This is a genomic window from Blochmannia endosymbiont of Camponotus sp. C-046 (assembly GCF_023585865.1).
Classification (GTDB): Bacteria; Pseudomonadota; Gammaproteobacteria; order Enterobacterales; family Enterobacteriaceae; genus Blochmanniella.
The window spans coordinates 172351-191085 of sequence record NZ_CP097752.1 but is presented as its reverse complement, the minus strand read 5'-3'; the positions used below and the strand labels follow the sequence as shown (position 1 = coordinate 191085).

The following is an 18735-nucleotide window of genomic DNA, read 5'->3' as shown; positions in this document are numbered from 1 at the left end:
CAAATTTAAACATTATAAAACATACAAATGATTCGATATACTATTACTATCCGTATATATTTGCATAAATAAATATTATAAAACACAAAATCCTTATATTACATATTTCATAAATCATTTATACCTTTAATATTATTATAAATTATGTCATACAATCACGCAAAAAAAGTAATTGTTGGTATGTCGGGCGGTGTAGATTCTTCTGTATCTGCATGGTTGTTACAACAACAAGGATATAAAGTAGAAGGTTTATTTATGAAAAATTGGGAAGATGACGATACCTCAGAATATTGCTCATCAGCATCTGATTTATTAGATACTCATTCTGTGTGCGATAATTTAGGCATATACCTGCACACTATAAACTTCTCTAAAGAATATTGGGAAAATGTATTTCAGGTATTTTTAGAAGAATACAGAATGGGTCGCACTCCTAACCCGGATATACTCTGTAATAAAGAGATTAAATTTAAGAATTTTTTAGAATTTGCACTAAAAGATCTAGGAGCAGATCTCATTGCCACCGGACATTATGCCCGCCGTCTTGATGTAAATCAAGAAACTTATCTAATACGTGGTACAGATGAAAATAAAGATCAAAGTTATTTTTTATATACACTCAGCTACAAACAACTTAAACAATGTTTATTTCCTGTAGGAATATTAAATAAATCTCAAGTTAGAAATATCGCTAAAAAATTAAACTTAATCACAGCAAACAAAAAAGACTCAACTGGTATCTGTTTTATTGGAAAACGTAAATTCAAAGATTTTATTAGCAATTATATACCAATACGACCAGGGGTTATAATTGATATAAATGGAGATATAATTGGAACACACCAAGGAGTATCGTTTTATACCTTAGGACAAAGAAAAGGCCTAAAAATAGGTGGAATAAAACAAGGAAATGGACAACCATGGTATGTGGTAGATAAAGATATATCAAGCAATATATTAATTGCAGCACAAGGCCGCAATCATCCACGGCTGATGTCTATCGCGTTCATTACCGAACAAACCCAGTGGGTAAAACGACACACACTTACATCGCCTTTATATTGCACAGTTAAAACCAGATATAGACATCCCGATATACAATGTCAGGTATACCCTCTTTTAAACAATAATCTTAAAGTTATTTTAAAAATTCCGGTTTTGGCAATTACGCCAGGGCAATCAGCAGTATTTTACTTAAAAGAACGTTGTTTGGGCGGAGGAATTATTACAAAAACATACCCTTTCTAAATTCCAAAACACCAGAATAATTGGTCTAAAAAATATCAATAATATCAATATTAAAATCAAATATAACTAATCGTTATTACATTAATTTACACTTTCATCATAGATGAATAAATGTTACAATTCTATAAATCTAGTTACAACTAAATTCTATAAATAAATATGAATTTAATCAATCATTCAATATTCTTCAAAATAATTTCTGTCATTATGATACGTTGTTATTGATTATAATCATCCCGTATATTTTGATACAATAGTGCCAATGTTATTCGTAGTCACCTACATTTGCAAAATGAAAATTTCGTATAAAAATTAAAAGATTTTAAGATACACATATTATTATCTTAAATAAACTTTTAATATTTAAATATAATAAAAATATAAATATCCCATTACAATTATAAAGAGGAGAAAAAATGTGATAGCATTATCCCCCCTAACTGTTATATCTCCTATTGATGGCCGTTATTACAAACAAACTGATCCCTTACGTAATATTTTTAGTGAATTCAGTTTACTAAAATTCCGCGTTCAAATAGAGATTCATTGGTTCAAAAAAATAGCCAACACAATTTCTATTAAAGAAATACCACCTTTTACAGAAATTGAATGTGATTTCTTAAATAAACTAGTAATCAATTTTAATATTAAAGACGCAGAACATATTAAAGAAATAGAAAAAATTACTAATCATGATCTCAAGGCAATAGAATATTTTTTAAAATCAAAAATTAGCATATTACCTAATCTAAAAAAAGTCAGTGAATTTATTCATTTCGCTTGTACTTCAGACGATATTAACAATCTTGCATATGGATTAATGCTGACTAATACTAGAAAAACTGTTTTTTTGCCCATTTGGAAAAAAATCATTAATGAAATAAAAAAAATGAGTCTGCATTATAAAAATATTCCTATGTTATCTAGAACTCATGGACAACCCGCTACTCCTTCCACTATCGGGAAAGAAATGGCTAATTTTGCATACCGTTTGATGCGTCAATACTATCAATTAAGATCAATAAAAATTTTAGGAAAAATTAATGGTGCTGTAGGAAACTACAACGCTCATGTTATAGCATATCCAGAAATAAATTGGAGAAAATTCAGTGAAGAATTTGTTGTCTCTTTAGGTATGGAATGGAATCCTTATACAACACAAATAGAACCACATGATTATATTGCCGAACTATCCGACTGTATTGCAAGGTTCAATACCATCTTAATAAATTTTAATAGAGACATATGGGGTTATATTGCTCTCAACTATTTTAAACAAAATCATAACACTACTACAGTTGGATCCTCTACCATGCCATATAAAGTAAATCCTATAGACTTTGAAAATTCTGAAGGAAATTTAGGATTGGCAAACGCCATGTTGAATCATTTTTCTGCTAAATTACCAATATCACGTTGGCAGCGTGATTTAAGCGATTCTACTGTTCTAAGAAATCTAGGAATGGCAATGGGGTATTCCTTAATTGCCTATCATAGCGCATTAAAAGGAATAAAAACACTGAAAGTTAACAAACAATACGTGTTAACTGAACTAAATAAAAACTGGATAATATTAAGCGAAGCTATTCAAACAGTAATGCGACGACACAATATACACAAATCTTATGAATGTACAAAAAAATTCGTCAGTAACTCAGAAATTAATCCGGAAAAAATAAAAATTTTTATTGAATCATTGCCATTACCAACAACAGAAAAAAAAAGATTACAAAAAATTACCCCACTTGATTACACAGGTTTAGCAGAAGACATCACAAATGACATCACTGATATAATATAATAAAATAATTAATCAATTCATACGTAATTCAATCATCATTACGATACAACAATCGTAACATATAGCTAATGTTTGCTATTTAATTTAATGCATAAAAACCAAAATACTCGCATTATAATAATATAATGTATAATAAACCATATATACAGCATCATATTATTATATTTATTATTAAATTTAATTTTTTATTGATAATGCGATTATATAGCCTAATCATATTACTTACTTATTTAAAAAACTATCAATGATACTCTAACAAAAAATCATAATATATACCTATTATTTTAATATTTTAGACAAATTAACCCGTCTTGTTTTTGATGCTGCATACCAACTAGTTAATGAACCCAGTAATAATGTGATACTTAATATCAATAATATGTCCCACTCACTTAACTTAACAGGTAAAAAATTAACAAAATAAGCTCCTTCTGATAAAATTTTATTACCTAATAGCCCATTAAATGTTGTAATAAAATTCGTTAAATTAAAAGTTATAAAGACACCCACTCCAGTACCTACAATACCAGAAATCGTGTAAATAATTAACCCGTACAAAAAAAATACACGTTGAATTAAAATACTTTTAGCTCCTAACGCACGCATTATCGCAATATCATAATTTTTATCTTTTATTGACAAAATCAATGCAGCAATTACATTAAAACAAGAAATACCTATAATTAAAATCATTGATAAATATATAATTATGCGAACCATTTGAATATCTTTATAAATATATCCATAAGTTTCCATCCAACTACACACATAAACCTGATGGTTAAGCATACTTTTAATTTTATATAGTATTCTATTAACAGAAAAAATATTATTAATTTTAATAGCTATTCCTGAAACATCTGATGTTTTATCATAATAATATTGTATGTCTGATAAAGACATTATAGCAATATTATAATCTAATTGACTATTTGAACTTAATATCCCAGCTACTTGTAAACGAATTTTTTTAGATGACAATAGTTTATTATTCGAACGAAAATCATTAGTAGTTAAAACAGTAACCCAATCACCTGCTTTAATTCCTAAACTTTCTGATATGCCTTTCCCTACAATAATTTGTCCTATATTTTCACAAAAATATTTCCAAGAATCTTTTTCTATAAAATTAAGCAATGTACTGTCATATAAATTTTGCTTTAAATCTATACTTCTAATATAAACCACATTCCATTTATTGTTAAATTCAACAACTCCATAAAAATTAATATAAGGCGTTGCATGAATAATATCTGGTATCTGACGAATACATCTCAAAGCTGTTTTCCAATCAATGAATGGTGCTATTATTGGTTCGATTTCTCCATGAGGAATAACTGCCAAAATACGATTATTTAATTCATATTCAAAACCATTCATTGTGCTTAATGCAATTATAGATATTATTATTCCTATAGTAATACTAATAACGGAAATCAAAGACATTGAAGATAATAAAACATTACTACTCGAACCTCGATAAAATTTTAATGCAATTTGAAAAGATAACATCATCTATAAATAACTACCTAAACGAATCATGCTGCATCAGTTTTATTTTACCATTAGATATCATTAATATCTTATGACACTGCTTAGCCAAATTCAAATCATGAGTTGCTATTATAAATGTTGTGCCATAACATGTATTCAGATCTTTTAATAATTGAAAAATATTATCTGAATTTTTTTGATCTAAATTACCGGTTGGTTCATCAGCTAATATTAAAACTGGATTATTTACGATAGCTCGAGCTATACTAACTCGTTGACTTTCTCCTCCAGATAATTCATGAGGAAAAGAATGAATTCGATTTATTAATCCAACTGATTCTAATACGCATTGCGCTTTATTTTTTGATTGATTAAACTCAAGACCTCCAATCAACAAGGGCATTGCTACATTTTCTAAAACATTAAAATCTGACAATAAATGATGAAATTGATAAACAAACCCTATACGTTTATTACGTATCATAGCGCGTTCATTGTCAGTTAATTGATGTAACCCATGGCCCTCAAAAAATACCTTCCCCTCAGTTGGTTTATCTAATCCTCCAAGCAAATGTAACAATGTACTCTTACCAGAGCCAGATGTCCCTACTACAGCAACAATTTCATTAGTTTGAATAGTCAAAGTAATACAATTCAACACTTTAATTAAAAAATCAGCACGTTGATAATATTTTGTTAACCGAACACAATACAACAATGGGATATCAGTCATAACGTAAAATTTTTGCAGGATGAAAAGAAGCTGCACGCCACGAAGGATATAATGTAGCTAATAAGATTATACTAAACGTAATGAACATTATACTTAATATTTGAGAATATTTTATTTCTATAGGTAGAAATATAGTATTGGGAAGTATTTTAAAAAACAATAATATTTGATTTAATTTATGAGATAATAATACCCCTGATACTGTTCCTAACACAATTCCAAAAAAACCATTAGTAATTCCTTGAATCATAAAAATAAAGACAATCTGTCGGCGAGTAAAACCATATGTTTTAAGTATTGCAATGTCTGTTCTTTTTTCTAATATTAATAACACTAAAAAAGAAACAATATTAAAACCTGCTGCTATTATAATTAAACTTAACAATAAAGACATTACATTTTTTTCTATTTTCATCGCTTGAAATAAAGATCCCTGATATTCTCTCCAATCTTTCCAAACCCAGTCTTTATACAATCGCACTTTTTGAATGTAGTTAGCGAGTAAACAAGGTTCATGTAGCCATAAACGCCATCCAGTAACACATTCTGATGGATAATGCATTAACGCAGAAGCATCTGATTGATGAACTAATACTTGATAAGAATCAACTGCACTATTAGTAATATAAATATCTAACACTGTAAACAAACGTTGACTGGGAATATAGCCAATAGGAGTCTTCTGCATAACTGAAGGAATAATTAAACGAACTTGATCATTAATACGTACTTTAAGTTGTTTTGCTAATGTTGAACCAATAATTACGTAATATTTTCCTAAAATTAATTGATTTTCATGTTTATTTACTAAATAATTACATAATGGTTCAAAAAAGTTTGGATCAATCCCTAACATAACTCCAAACGATATTTTCTTAGCACTTTGTAGTATCACATTGGATACTACCAACGGTTGATTACGTATGATATTGTGTAACTGATCTAATACTGAGTTTGGTTCATCTTTAACATGTACGTATCCTTTGGGAGTCGTAAGTAATGCATGAGGTATGAAATTAAGAAGATTCTGTTTAAACTCACGCTCAAAACCATTCATGACCGATAATACAGTTATCATAGCCATCACACCTATCATAATTGCAACGCTAGAAACCCAATAAATATACCGACCAAATTGATCTATCGATTTTCCCAAAATATAACGTATCGCAATAAATAATATAGTTGATCGATGCATCAATATTTGTTTGGATCACCCCATAAATATAAAAACAATTATATATTTTATATTATATGAAATATATAATGAAATGCACATCTGCATATAGACGCAATATTTATAAAAAAATACATATAATTATGTAATCAAATTTTAATCACTGAATTATTTCTCAGTATTGCATTTTCAATACATCAAAAGAATCTTTACATTCCCAGTATATCCATACTCTTAAACAACTATTTATATCCTACAGAACTATTAACAATACGTAAAATCTCACCAGTTTTAACTGATATCAATTGCAATTCTAAATTTGGTTGTACTGAATCTCCAGAAGCAATGCTATACAAAATATAATTCGCTTTTAAGTAATTTGCTATTTTAATAGAAAAATTATAAGAATTTCTATTATCTTCTGGAAACACCCCCCATTCTCTATACACAGAATACAATACTTTCATATCGACAACATTATACTTTTGGGTATTATCTGCAATATAACGAATTAAAATATCCGTAATTTTACTAGCCTGCAAAATACCATTAGTTTTATTATTTACTATGTTTACTAATAACACGCTATCACGTTCAATATTATCAAAAAAAAATACACTTTGTAACATTTTTAATAACACCGGTTGCCAATTAATTAAATTAATTTTTGATGGTGTTAATAAAGTAGGTTTGGTCGTCAAAATAGGTACATTATTGTTACATACCCCAACATGGTCATCTAAAACAATCATACTAAGAAATAGATATATTATTTGTTTATTCACAATTATATATAAGATGTTGTTGATAACAATAAAATAAATATTATTACAAAAAATTTTTATTTAATAACATGAATTTCATTCAACAAGCGACGCACATTATTGTTCACATATCGTACATATATATAAACAAGTACACCTTCTTATTTAAGAAAATACACAAAACTGATGATGATGAACAATTTATTTTTAATTAAACTTGTTATTATCTTGTTGTAACAAAGGACCTAAAGGTTTCCCACCTAACAAATGCATATGGAGATGATAAATTTCTTGACCGGCATGATTATTACAATTCACTATTAAACGATAACCTGACACATGTATATTCTTTTGTTCAGCAATTTTTGCTGCCACTATAAATAACCTACCCAACATTATTTCATCATGAATTGTTGCCTGATTAACAGTAGGAATCAAAATATTAGGAACAATCAATACATGAACCGGCGCCTTAGGATGTAAATCATAAAAAGCAGTAACTAACTCATCTTGATATAAGATATCAGTTTTGACTTTTTTTTGAATAATATTTATAAAAATATTGTCTTTTTTCATAACTTATCCCATTTCTACAAATAATAGAAATCCTACAATGATTTTTTTAAACGCATTAACCAATATTACACTCCTAACATAACAACATATAGACTACAACTATATTTATTTTTATATACTATTTCTATATTTTTCCCCTATTATTACTATAGAGATGAATCTTACACTTACTGACACATAATACATTCAGTATAATTATCACATCCTAAAAATTAATAAAAATACGAAAAATAATCTATTCATACATACCATGTGTATCACATACATACTACCTATAATTTTATTTCAAATGAAACAAGGTACGAAAATTAGATGTAGTGATAACTGCTAATTCATCCATATCCATATTTTTTATAAATGCTACATATTTAGCAATTTCATATATGCGAGCAGGTTGATTCTCTTGTCCTCTATAAGGAACTGGAGTTAAATAAGGAGAATCAGTTTCTAATAAAATACGATCAAAAGGTACATATTTAATTACTTCTTTCATCATATAAGATTTAGTAAACGTTATCATTCCAGAAAAAGATATATAAAAATTGAGATCTAACAACAATCTTGCAGCATCTATACCTTCGCTAAAACAATGTAATATACCCCCGCACTCTTCTGCCGATTCTGAGCGTAAAAGAGTGATAGTATCTTTACAGGAATCACGGCTATGTACAATAATTGGCTTTTTTGCTGCTTTAGCAACCCGAATATGTTCTCGAAATGCATTTTGTTGTTTTTTTTTACTATCTGATTCTAATTTATGATAATAATCTAATCCAGTTTCACCGATAGCTACTACATTCCTTTTAGAAGACAAAATATACAATTTTTCACTATCAACATTCTTAACATTATATACATATGTAGGATGTACTCCGCAAGAAAACACAACATCACTTCTATATCCAATTAATTTCACCATATCATCATAATCCGACATAGTGAGGCTCACCGACAAAACCAACTGAACTCCCTTGGTTTTAGCTTTATTCAAAACATCTGATACATTTTTATGAATATTTGGATAACTTAATTGATTTAGATGACAATGAGAATCCACTAAAAACATAGCATTATATACCCCATTAATGCCAACAAGATTCAACAGTACCTTGTTGCCAATTTAATAATCGATAAGTTAATAATAATTCGCGATCAACATTATTAAATTCTTGAAAATAACGTGACAACACCAACCATTGTTGTAACTGACGACTTAAAGACACAATGTCCCAATGCACTGTAACAACAGTAATTAGTTCGAATTGATCTAAATTTATTATAAATCTTTTTTTTATCCCTTGCTTCCATTTTAATGCATCGACAAGTACAGTTATCAACCAATACAAATACATATCATTTTTACAAGTACTTAAAAATGGAACAAGTTTTAAAAAATCCCTGTTTGTAATTACATAATGTATACATTTGCATAAATCTAATCGTTGTTTCCATAAACCTAATTTAAACATTTCTTCAGCTTCTATAGGGGACCCATCACATAAACGTAATGCACATTGCGCCAACAAAATATTATTTATCCCTTCTCGATTTTTCATTAACCACTGCAATCCGATCGATTCCTTCGGAGATATAATAGACCATCGCATACATCTACTTAACAACGTCAGTGACATTCTCATACAATCTCGAGTTTTTAAAAAAAAATAAGTATTTGTTGGAGGATCATCAAGTGTTTTTAATAATACGTTAATAGCCTGATCAGTTAAATATTCCACATGTTTTTTTACATAGATTATTTTTACTTTATTTTGGTGTGCATGGTTGTATATAGAATTAATGCACACCCGAATAGTATCTACACCTATAGTTTGAGTATTATTCTCAGGACTGATTTCATAATAATCTGGATGATGCCCTACATTCATTAATCTACAATCATAACAAATATTGCAGTATTGATTCTCGTTAGGACGAGAACAAATCAACCAACGCGCAATAGCATAAATCAAAGTATTTTCACCATTGTTTCGTTTACTATTCAAAAGTAATGCATGATGTCCTCTATCTTTTCGATAAGCATTTAATATTTGATTATAAATAATATTTAACCAAGGATACCGTATCATTATAACTTATTCCCATGAGTGTAAGAACCACCAATCTAAATGTCTATAAATCGAAACAGAAACTTCTTCTAAATTTTGAGTAGCATCAATCGTGATAATATTTTTTTTTTCAGAAGCTAATTTTTTATAACAAGAGCGTACACGATTAAAAAAACTCAGTGGTTCTTGTTCAATACGATCCAATTTCTTTCTATGATTTACACGAGACATGCTTAATTCCGGAGAAATATCAAGATAAAATGTCAAATCTGGAGATAAGTTATTCGTAATCTTATTTGATAAAGTATGCAATAAAAATGTATCAATGCCTCTCCCACCTCCTTGATATGCCTGAGAAGATAAATCAAATCTATCCCCAATTACCCAATAACCTTTAGATAAAGCTGGCTTAATAACATTTTCTACTAATTGCAATCGTGCAGCGTATATCATCAATAATTCTGATATACTATCAATAGGCTCACTCATAGGACCACCGTATTTAATTAATACACGTAACAAATCCGAAACCGGAGTTCCTCCGGGTTCATGAGTGGTCAAAATATTAGTGATACCATATTGATTTAAGTATTTACTTATTCTATAAGCAATAGTAGTTTTTCCAGAACCATCTAACCCTTCAATTGTTATAAACCTATTTTCCATAACATCCTGATATAAGATTGTGTGATCATTGTTATTTAATTACTTATTAAAATCACATCAAATTTCACATATTTATAAAAATAAACAGCAATTAAAGTATAATTCTTATATACCCTCTAATCGTATCTTTTCAACTATATAACCACAAAATCAAAAACAATAAAATCTAATTAATTCTAAAAATACAACAATAATGATTTACACCACACGAATTCAAATATCATTGTTCACACTACATGATGATATCATCGTTAATAACAATTATTATTAAAATCATTAGTTACTCTCGAATACATTGACACAACATATAATGCTACCAACAAATATCAGAAATATTTTTTGCATGTTATTTAATGACATTAAAAATATTTAAATTTTATTATGTATAATGTGAGAACGTAGCAAACAAAATAATGTTCTATCTGAATATAAACAATCATCAATTGAATTAACTGACGCTAATGGTAACAAAGAATTTGTAATAAAAACCTCATTTGCACTTTTCAAATGTTCAGGTCCAACCGTTACTTCCCGTATACAGTATCCTAATTTTGGCAACAATTTTAATACCAATTGACGCATAGTTCCATTAACACCAGCATGATATAAAGATGGAGTAAATACTTGGTATTTATATCTCCAAAAAATATTAGCACTGCAACATTCTATAACATTTCCATCAGTGTCCAAAACTAAAGCTTCATCAGTTGCTTTATTTTTACTTAACCAAATGGAAATCATAACTTGTTCTAATCTATTGAGATGTTTAATCCCTGCTAAAAAAGAGTTACGTGCTAAACGCACAACACTCGTTCTCAAACGAATTCCATAATGAATCCAGCGCATATAATATTTTGGTAATCGACTAACATGAATGATACGTAATGGCTCAATATCATTGTTGCATTGATATCCATATAATCCGTAACTATTATTTCTACTTATTATTACTTTAATAACACTATACATATCGTTATATGCAGCTGCCTGCTGCATTTCTTTATGAAGAAGATTGAAATTAAAATTATTAAACATTAACCTTCTCGCTGAACAGACCAATCTATCCATATGCCAATCTAAAAAATCTATTTTTCCATTCTGTAATCTAGCAGTCGTGAAAAATCCATCTCCAAAATGTAAAGCACGATTATTTAACAATATTGTTTTTTTTGAAATTCCATTCACCCAATACATTTTAATCTCAATTAATCAACCTTTAATAATGATGAATAAATTTATTCGTATAACCAAATGCTACAATTTCTGAATGAGCATACATAAAAAAGACAAACATTATTTTTTATTTATATACACTGCACGTTGTCACATCAACACAAATACAAATATAAATATATATTAACACATACAATATCAACGCATATATAATAAATTCCCGCCACTTTATATCTCTACGCGTACAAATTTTTTATTTTAATCTCATTGTCATGCAACACTTATAATATCTTCCATTTTATAATCAAAAAACGTTGATATTCATATAAACAATGTGCACTATAAAAGTGCATTACTATATTTAAATATTCATATATTATTACTAGTATTGCATACTAGTATTCGATTTTATTTATTAAAATAATTCAGTGAATCACTAATCAATAATATATACTTAAAGTGAAGTGCTATACCAATATAATTTTACTAAATTATATAAAAAAAATTCTACATGCACATTAAATTAATTACATACGTCTCAAGAACTATCTCCAATAGAATTCAATTCCATATCAACGAATTAAAAATATAATTTACCAAACATCATTTATATCTTACTTAATACAACAAAATAAATATATCATTTTATAATTCATTGCTTTTATTTCGTTGATGATGACTGGTAATAAAATCTATTGCTGCCTGAACAGTTGTAATTTTTTCGGCTTCTTCATCTGGAATTTCAGTATCAAACTCTTCCTCTAACGCCATAACCAACTCAACAGTATCCAGAGAATCCGCACCAAGGTCATCAACAAATGAAGCATGATTTACCACTTCCTCTTGTTTCACCCCTAATTGTTCAGAAATAATTGTTTTTACTTTTTCTTCTATAGTGCTCATATTTTTATTTTCCTATCAAAATGTGCTTATACGAGAGTATTCAATAACATAAAACACACCGCATTGCATAACGAGGAATAAAAATTACATTTTATTTTCTTAGATTTGTATTTCCAACAAATCACACAAAATAAATTAACCCATATACATTCCTCCATTAATATGCATCGTCTGCCCAGTGATATAATTTGAATGATCAGAAGCAAAAAATATTACCGCATAGGCCACATCTTTTGGATCTCCAAAACGATTAACCGGTATCTGCAATAAAATATCATTTTTTTGTTTATCAGTTAATTTTTTAACCATATCTGTACAAATAAATCCTGGTGTTACCAAATTAACCGTAATGCCTCTAGAAGCAACTTCACGAGCTAAAGACTTAGTAAACCCAATCAATCCTGATTTAGCAGCCGAATAATTTGATTGCCCAGCATTACCCATAAGACCAACTACAGAGCCAATATTAATAATTCTACCATAATGTTTTTTAATCATCGATTTTATTACCGCTTTAGACATACGGTATACAGCAGTTAAATTGACATCAATAACAGATTGCCATGCATCATCTTTCATATATAACAAAATGTTATCTTGAACGATACCAGCGTTATTTACTAATATATCAACATTACCAAATTCTTGGCGTATTTTTTCAAAAAAAAGATCAATAGAACATTTATCTGTAACATTTAATTGCATTCCTTTTCCTTGATTTCTTAAATATCTATTAATATCTTTAACACCTAATTCACTAGTTGCAGTCCCTATGACAGTAGCCCCATACATTGCAAACGTTTCGACAATAGCACGACCAATACCGCGACGAGCACCAGTTACTAAAACAATTTTTTCATTAAAATTCATCCTACATGTACTCCTCTTATACAAATATATTAATTCTCATTAATTCTAATTGCGTCTAATAAAGAAATAGGATCATTTACTGACAAACTAAATGCATCACTAATAGTGCTATGTATCAATCTAGTTAATATTTTTCCAGGTCCCATTTCTACAAATCTCTTAATTTTTCGATGAACACAATATTGCACGATTGCATTCCAACGCACTGGAGTATATAATTGTCGTATTAATGCACTACGAATATCATTCGGTTCCCACTCAATGCACACATCAACATTATTTATTACTGGTATTCTAGGAGTAATGACCGTGACTTTTTCTAATTCTTCTCTGAATCTTTCAACCACCGGTTTCATTAGTGAGCAATGTGACGGAACACTAATCGGTAGCATAAATGCATGTTTTGCTCCTGCATTTTTGCAACACAAGTTGACACGATTTACTGCTTCTTTATGTCCGGAAATAACTACATGTCCAGGCGCATTAAAACTAGCGGGAGAAACAATTTGATCTTGTTGCGCTGCTTTACATAATTCACAAACAATGTCATCACTTAACCCAATAATTGCAGACATTGCTCCGATTCCATCCGGTATTACTTCTTGCATTAACATACCACGTATCATAACCAATTTAGCTGCAGAACATAAATCCATGCTTCCCGAGCATACTAAAGCAGAATATTCTCCTAAGCTATGACCAGCCATTATCTTTGGTATGCAACCTCCCTTCTGTTTCCATATTCTCCAAACAGCCACTGAAGCTGTTAGAATAGCCGGCTGTGCTCGATAAGTTTTATTTAATTCTGTAGCAGGTCCGCTCTGTACTAATTTCCATATATCATAACCTAATACCCCCGATACTTCAGAAAAAGTCTCTTCTACCAACGGGTAATGTTCTGCAAGAGTGCTTAACATTCCTACTTTTTGAGCTGCCTGTCCCGGAAATATCATAGCTAATGTACTCATAATCATTAATATTCCTATTGTAATTTTTTATTATTTTTAAAACCTCAATAACGCTGAACCCCATGTAAATCCAGCCCCAAACGCTTCTAGTAATACTAATTGACCTGACTTAATACGACCATCACGTACAGCTTCATCTAACGCTAAAGGAACAGAAGCTGCAGATGTATTCCCATGTCTATCAAGTGTAATTACTACTTTTCTCATATCCATATCTAAACGTTTAGCAGTAGCAGAAATAATTCTCAAATTAGCCTGATGAGGTACCAACCAATCCAACTCATCTTGACGTAAATTATTGACATTTAAAGTTTCATCAATAACGCGTGCTAAAACAGAAACAGCTATTTTAAATACTTTATTGCCAGACATAGTCAAATAATTAGATATAGCAGGACTCTTCCTATTGCAATTGGGAAGAGTCAATAAATCCCCGCGATCTCCATCTGCATGTAAATGAATAGAAATAATACCTGGTGTTTTTGATCTTCCCAGTACTACCGCTCCTGCTCCATCTCCAAATAAAATCAATGTTCCACGATCTCTAGGATTTAGAGCATGACTTAAAGTATCTGAACCTATAACTAAAGCATAATCTACACTGCCATTTTTAACATATTGATCTGCTACACCCAGTGCATAAACAAATCCAGAACAAGCTGCCGATAAGTCGAAAGCAATAGTGTCTCGTATATGTAAATCGCGTTGAATTTGACATGCTGAACTAGGAAACGCATGACTAGAAGATGTAGTCGCGACAATAATAATCCCTACTTTATCAGCATGCACACAAGACATATCTAAAGCTCGTTTAGCAGCAAAAAAACCCATTTTGGCAACAGTTTCATCAGGACTTGAAATACGACGTTCTTGAATACCAGTACGTGCGACAATCCACTCATGTGATGTATTTACCATTTTTTCTAAAACAATATTAGATCTAATATGTTGAGGTAAATAACTCCCTGTTCCAAGAATTCTAGTAAACATGTATATTTAATGATTATTTTTAGATAATACTACACTTAATTGATGAGAAATTTTTTCAGGAACCTCCCGTTCCACAGAGTGCATTGCCTGCGCGATAGCCGCAATAAATGCGCGTTGATTAGCTGCGCCATGACTTTTTATTACCGTGTTGCGTAGGCCTACTAAATGAGCGCCATTATAGCAATCAGGGTTAAATTGACTAAATTGATTAAATAAATACTTTTTGATCCAAAAATTAATAATTTTCATATACCAGTTTAGCTTATTTTTTTTTCCTGACGATTGTAATGTTGATAAAATCACTCTTATAACTCCTTCCATAGTCTTTAAAGTAATATTACCGATAAATCCATCACAAACCAAAACATCTGTTTTCCCCATTAATAAATCATTTGCCTCAATATAACCAACATAATGAATTGATGAAATAGTATGCAATACCTTTGAAGCGTGACGAATATTATCTAATCCTTTAGTTTCTTCTGATCCGATATTTAATAATGCTACTCTTGGATTACTTACTCCTAAAATTTGCTCTGATAATACTGCACCCATAATCGCAAACTGTACTAACATTGAGCCATCACATGAAATATTGGCTCCTAAATCCAAAATAACAGTTTTTCCTTGTTTTTGGTGTGGCAGCAACGTTGTTAAAGCAGGACGTTCAATACCATGTACAGATTTAAGCACCAATTTAGATAAACCCATGAGAGCCCCTGTATTTCCTGCGCTAACACAAGCTTGAGCGTGACCTGACTTGATAAGCTCTAAAGCTACACGCATCGAGGTATCTTTGCTTACCCTGATTGCCTGTGCAGGTCTTACATCTCCTCTTATTACCGATTTTGATGGAATAACAGTTAATCTATCAAGACCTATAGATTTTGATGCTTCCAATATAGGCACAATCGCATCAGGATTTCCGACAAGTAATAACCTGAGTTTTGGATATAAAGATAACGCTTGTAAAGAAGCAGGTACCGTCACAACAGGACCAAAATCGCCACCCATTGCATCTAATGCAACAACTAAATTTTGTAATTGTATATCGTTTTTCAAAAATTACTTCTCAATCATTTTTCGGCCTCGATAAAATCCATTAAAAGTAATACAATGACGTCGATGTATTTCTCCAGATATCCGATCTACTGATATAGTAACTGATCGCAACGCATTATGAGAGCGACGCATCCCTCTTTTAGAACGAGTAGATTTATTTTGTTGTACGGCCATGCTATACTCTCCTTTTGATATGTTTCAATATTATTGATTACTTAAAGACTGCATCTAATATTAATGAAATCAACTAAATGATTAAAATATACATTTATTTAATCACATAATTATAATTTTTTCAGATAGAAATATTGTTTATTTTCAATATATACACAATTACTCACCAGAGTAATATATTATTGATTAATTATCTATCGTTCCGCAAATATAATTTTTTATTCATTAAAACTACTTCTTTGCATTATCACAAAACATTCTTCTAAACTGTTCAAAAAATAATCACATATAATCACTAAATTCACACATATACTCATATATTTATACATTTAAAATATATAACAATGATCTAATACAAGAAGAAAACAATATATTATAGTACTGTATTTTACTGTCTTCATTTTACGAATTTACTAACTTTTAAAAAACAAGCACACATCATTTTAAGATATATTAAAAAATCCTTTAATATCAATCACTCAATACATGAATTCAATTAATAAAATTTCACGATATTTTTAATTAACAAAATTCCATGCACTAATATATATATATATAATTTTAATGAATTATATTAGATGACTCATTATAACTATAAGATCTTTATTCATCATTAATATATATACGCACTTTATAACTCATCACAACAATCAATTAACTTTTTATTTTTTAACATCAAATGATTTGAATATTTGAAAATAATATTAACTGCATAGAACAATTGAATTGTACGGTACTTCAAAAGATTCATTGTTTCCTAAAATGTTTTTTATTAAAAAAGCAATAACGTTAATGTTCATTTAATTATTTTTTTATTTAAAACAAATAGAATTTAATTATTTCAAAATAAAATTGCGCATATCATGCTTTTTAACAGAAATTAACAATAAAAAAATTTAATTATTTCATATTACCTATATTTCTATTAATATTTTCCAGTGGACAATCATAACTATTTACAACTAAATTTCTTAAAAAAAATAAGCAATTGTGAAATAATTGGTCATATGGCGCATATATATAGACTTTTTTTTTTGTATTTGGATGTATAAAACGCAATATAGAAGCATGTAGAAATAATCGATTAAATCCAAATCGTTTAAATCGAGCATTAGATTGACAATTACCATACCGTCTATCTCCCACAATAGGGTGACTAGTATATTGAGTATGCACTCTAATCTGATGTGTACGCCCAGTAATAGGTTTAATTATCATCAAAGTCGCTACGTTATTAAAATATTCTTTAATTTTAAAATGAGTCGTAGAAGATTTTCCATTTTCTGAATCTATGCAAACAACTTTGTTACTATTAAGTAAAGTATTTTTTTTTAACAATGGAACGGATACTATTTGTAGATTTACATCCCATCTTCCATGTACCAACGCTAAATATTCCTTTTTCATATTTTGTAAACGTAACTGTTCATGTAAATACACTAAAGCAGTGCGTTTTTTCGCCACTAATAATACACCAGAAGTTTCTCGATCTAAACGATGAACTAATTCTAAAAACTGTGCTTTAGGACGCAACGCTCGCAATCCCTCAATAACACCAAATTTAAGACCACTTCCTCCATGCGCAGCAATACCAGTAGGCTTGTTCAGTGCTAATAAATAATCATCTTCATAAATTATGATATTCTGTAAAAATGCCACTTCCTTCATATATTTCGTATTAAATCTATTTATTTTCATTCCTTGTAAAGGAGGAACTCTTAATAAATCTCCTACTTTTAATTTATACTGAAATTTAATTCTTTTCTTGTTAACGCGTATTGCACCAGTGCGTATAATTCTATAAATCATAGATTTAGGTGCTACTTTTAAATAAGTATACAAAAAATTATCAATTCTTTGACCAGAAACATTTGAAGAAATTCTAATAAAATGTACCTGAATATCATGTTCTTTCATAAGAAACCATGGTAATTACATAATTGTTTTAATATAATGATAATAAAAGATAATGGAAAAATTACAATTTTAGCAATCTAATTCAAACTGTATGACTAAATACTTTAAAACTGATATAATTATATATATGACTAATAATTTTCAATTAAAAAA

Annotated in this window: 18 protein-coding genes; 2 read left to right on the top strand and 16 right to left on the bottom strand. The window is 29.3% G+C overall.

The window, feature by feature from the left end; genetic code table 11:
- Positions 1 to 144 precede the first annotated feature (144 nt).
- Both mnmA and purB read left to right on the top strand, forming a co-directional pair.
- A complete protein-coding gene (mnmA, locus tag M9409_RS00785) occupies positions 145 to 1248 on the top strand; it encodes a tRNA 2-thiouridine(34) synthase MnmA (protein WP_250227053.1) in 1104 nt (367 codons plus the stop codon).
- Between the two features lie 421 nt (positions 1249 to 1669).
- Positions 1670 to 3049 (top strand): adenylosuccinate lyase, encoded by a 1380-nt coding sequence (purB, locus tag M9409_RS00780; protein WP_250227229.1) that lies wholly within the window; start codon positions 1670 to 1672, stop codon positions 3047 to 3049.
- Between the two features lie 279 nt (positions 3050 to 3328).
- Here purB and M9409_RS00775 read toward each other — a convergent pair whose 3' ends face one another.
- The 16 genes from M9409_RS00775 to rluC all read right to left on the bottom strand — a co-directional run bounded on the left by M9409_RS00775 (position 3329) and on the right by rluC (position 18582).
- A complete protein-coding gene (locus M9409_RS00775) occupies positions 3329 to 4564 on the bottom strand; it encodes an FtsX-like permease family protein (RefSeq protein WP_250227052.1) in 1236 nt (411 codons plus the stop codon).
- Between the two features lie 10 nt (positions 4565 to 4574).
- The gene (locus M9409_RS00770) at positions 4575 to 5276 is read right to left on the bottom strand and encodes an ABC transporter ATP-binding protein (protein WP_250227051.1); all 702 of its coding nucleotides are present in this window, start codon (positions 5274 to 5276) and stop codon (positions 4575 to 4577) included.
- A complete protein-coding gene (gene lolC, locus M9409_RS00765; RefSeq protein ID WP_250227050.1) occupies positions 5269 to 6474 on the bottom strand; it encodes a lipoprotein-releasing ABC transporter permease subunit LolC in 1206 nt (401 codons plus the stop codon). Before lolC ends, M9409_RS00770 begins: the two co-directional genes overlap by 8 nt.
- Before the next feature lie 221 nt (positions 6475 to 6695).
- Positions 6696 to 7205 carry a penicillin-binding protein activator LpoB gene (locus M9409_RS00760; RefSeq protein ID WP_250227049.1) on the bottom strand — a complete coding sequence of 170 codons (510 nt, stop codon included), beginning with the start codon at positions 7203 to 7205 and terminating at the stop codon, positions 6696 to 6698.
- A gap of 219 nt (positions 7206 to 7424) precedes the next feature.
- Complete coding sequence (locus M9409_RS00755) at positions 7425 to 7793, bottom strand: HIT domain-containing protein (RefSeq protein ID WP_250227048.1); 369 nt, start codon at positions 7791 to 7793, stop codon at positions 7425 to 7427.
- A 280-nt stretch (positions 7794 to 8073) separates the two neighbouring features.
- Positions 8074 to 8859, bottom strand: coding sequence for a YchF/TatD family DNA exonuclease (locus M9409_RS00750; RefSeq protein WP_250227228.1), 786 nt, complete (start codon positions 8857 to 8859; stop codon positions 8074 to 8076).
- A 16-nt stretch (positions 8860 to 8875) separates the two neighbouring features.
- The gene (locus M9409_RS00745; RefSeq protein WP_250227047.1) at positions 8876 to 9880 is read right to left on the bottom strand and encodes a DNA polymerase III subunit delta' C-terminal domain-containing protein; all 1005 of its coding nucleotides are present in this window, start codon (positions 9878 to 9880) and stop codon (positions 8876 to 8878) included.
- A gap of 6 nt (positions 9881 to 9886) precedes the next feature.
- Complete coding sequence (gene tmk, locus M9409_RS00740; RefSeq protein ID WP_250227046.1) at positions 9887 to 10525, bottom strand: dTMP kinase; 639 nt, start codon at positions 10523 to 10525, stop codon at positions 9887 to 9889.
- 369 nt (positions 10526 to 10894) lie between these two features.
- A complete protein-coding gene (gene pabC, locus M9409_RS00735) occupies positions 10895 to 11719 on the bottom strand; it encodes an aminodeoxychorismate lyase (RefSeq protein ID WP_250227045.1) in 825 nt (274 codons plus the stop codon).
- 624 nt (positions 11720 to 12343) lie between these two features.
- On the bottom strand, positions 12344 to 12601 hold the full coding sequence (acpP, locus tag M9409_RS00730) for an acyl carrier protein (protein ID WP_250227044.1): 258 nt from the start codon (positions 12599 to 12601) through the stop codon (positions 12344 to 12346).
- A 135-nt stretch (positions 12602 to 12736) separates the two neighbouring features.
- Positions 12737 to 13471, bottom strand: a complete 735-nt coding sequence (fabG, locus tag M9409_RS00725) for a 3-oxoacyl-ACP reductase FabG (protein WP_250227043.1) — start codon at positions 13469 to 13471, stop codon at positions 12737 to 12739.
- Positions 13472 to 13500: 29 nt separating this feature from the next.
- The gene (gene fabD / locus M9409_RS00720) at positions 13501 to 14439 is read right to left on the bottom strand and encodes an ACP S-malonyltransferase (protein ID WP_250227227.1); all 939 of its coding nucleotides are present in this window, start codon (positions 14437 to 14439) and stop codon (positions 13501 to 13503) included.
- A 36-nt stretch (positions 14440 to 14475) separates the two neighbouring features.
- Complete coding sequence (locus tag M9409_RS00715; RefSeq protein WP_250227042.1) at positions 14476 to 15429, bottom strand: beta-ketoacyl-ACP synthase III; 954 nt, start codon at positions 15427 to 15429, stop codon at positions 14476 to 14478.
- 6 nt (positions 15430 to 15435) lie between these two features.
- Positions 15436 to 16443, bottom strand: a complete 1008-nt coding sequence (plsX, locus tag M9409_RS00710) for a phosphate acyltransferase PlsX (protein ID WP_250227226.1) — start codon at positions 16441 to 16443, stop codon at positions 15436 to 15438.
- A 51-nt stretch (positions 16444 to 16494) separates the two neighbouring features.
- Positions 16495 to 16665 (bottom strand): 50S ribosomal protein L32, encoded by a 171-nt coding sequence (gene rpmF, locus M9409_RS00705; protein ID WP_250227041.1) that lies wholly within the window; start codon positions 16663 to 16665, stop codon positions 16495 to 16497.
- A gap of 900 nt (positions 16666 to 17565) precedes the next feature.
- Positions 17566 to 18582: a 23S rRNA pseudouridine(955/2504/2580) synthase RluC gene (rluC, locus tag M9409_RS00700; RefSeq protein ID WP_250227040.1), complete on the bottom strand. Its 1017-nt coding sequence runs from the start codon at positions 18580 to 18582 to the stop codon at positions 17566 to 17568.
- Between the last annotated feature and the right edge of the window lie 153 nt (positions 18583 to 18735).

Bases quoted from the DNA above. Each gene is read 5' to 3' on its own strand.
- M9409_RS00745 (WP_250227047.1), bottom strand. From the start codon at position 9,880: ATGATACGGTATCCTTGGTTAAATATTATTTATAATCAAATATTAAAT.
- rpmF (WP_250227041.1), bottom strand. From the start codon at position 16,665: ATGGCCGTACAACAAAATAAATCTACTCGTTCTAAAAGAGGGATGCGT.
- M9409_RS00755 (WP_250227048.1), bottom strand. From the start codon at position 7,793: ATGAAAAAAGACAATATTTTTATAAATATTATTCAAAAAAAAGTCAAA.
- rluC (WP_250227040.1), bottom strand. From the start codon at position 18,582: ATGAAAGAACATGATATTCAGGTACATTTTATTAGAATTTCTTCAAAT.
- M9409_RS00760 (WP_250227049.1), bottom strand. From the start codon at position 7,205: ATGATTGTTTTAGATGACCATGTTGGGGTATGTAACAATAATGTACCT.
- M9409_RS00750 (WP_250227228.1), bottom strand. From the start codon at position 8,859: ATGTTTTTAGTGGATTCTCATTGTCATCTAAATCAATTAAGTTATCCA.
- M9409_RS00770 (WP_250227051.1), bottom strand. From the start codon at position 5,276: ATGACTGATATCCCATTGTTGTATTGTGTTCGGTTAACAAAATATTAT.
- fabG (WP_250227043.1), bottom strand. From the start codon at position 13,471: ATGAATTTTAATGAAAAAATTGTTTTAGTAACTGGTGCTCGTCGCGGT.
- pabC (WP_250227045.1), bottom strand. From the start codon at position 11,719: ATGTATTGGGTGAATGGAATTTCAAAAAAAACAATATTGTTAAATAAT.
- mnmA (WP_250227053.1), top strand. From the start codon at position 145: ATGTCATACAATCACGCAAAAAAAGTAATTGTTGGTATGTCGGGCGGT.
- lolC (WP_250227050.1), bottom strand. From the start codon at position 6,474: ATGCATCGATCAACTATATTATTTATTGCGATACGTTATATTTTGGGA.
- tmk (WP_250227046.1), bottom strand. From the start codon at position 10,525: ATGGAAAATAGGTTTATAACAATTGAAGGGTTAGATGGTTCTGGAAAA.
- plsX (WP_250227226.1), bottom strand. From the start codon at position 16,443: ATGGGTGGCGATTTTGGTCCTGTTGTGACGGTACCTGCTTCTTTACAA.
- fabD (WP_250227227.1), bottom strand. From the start codon at position 14,439: ATGAGTACATTAGCTATGATATTTCCGGGACAGGCAGCTCAAAAAGTA.
- acpP (WP_250227044.1), bottom strand. From the start codon at position 12,601: ATGAGCACTATAGAAGAAAAAGTAAAAACAATTATTTCTGAACAATTA.
- M9409_RS00715 (WP_250227042.1), bottom strand. From the start codon at position 15,429: ATGTTTACTAGAATTCTTGGAACAGGGAGTTATTTACCTCAACATATT.
- M9409_RS00775 (WP_250227052.1), bottom strand. From the start codon at position 4,564: ATGATGTTATCTTTTCAAATTGCATTAAAATTTTATCGAGGTTCGAGT.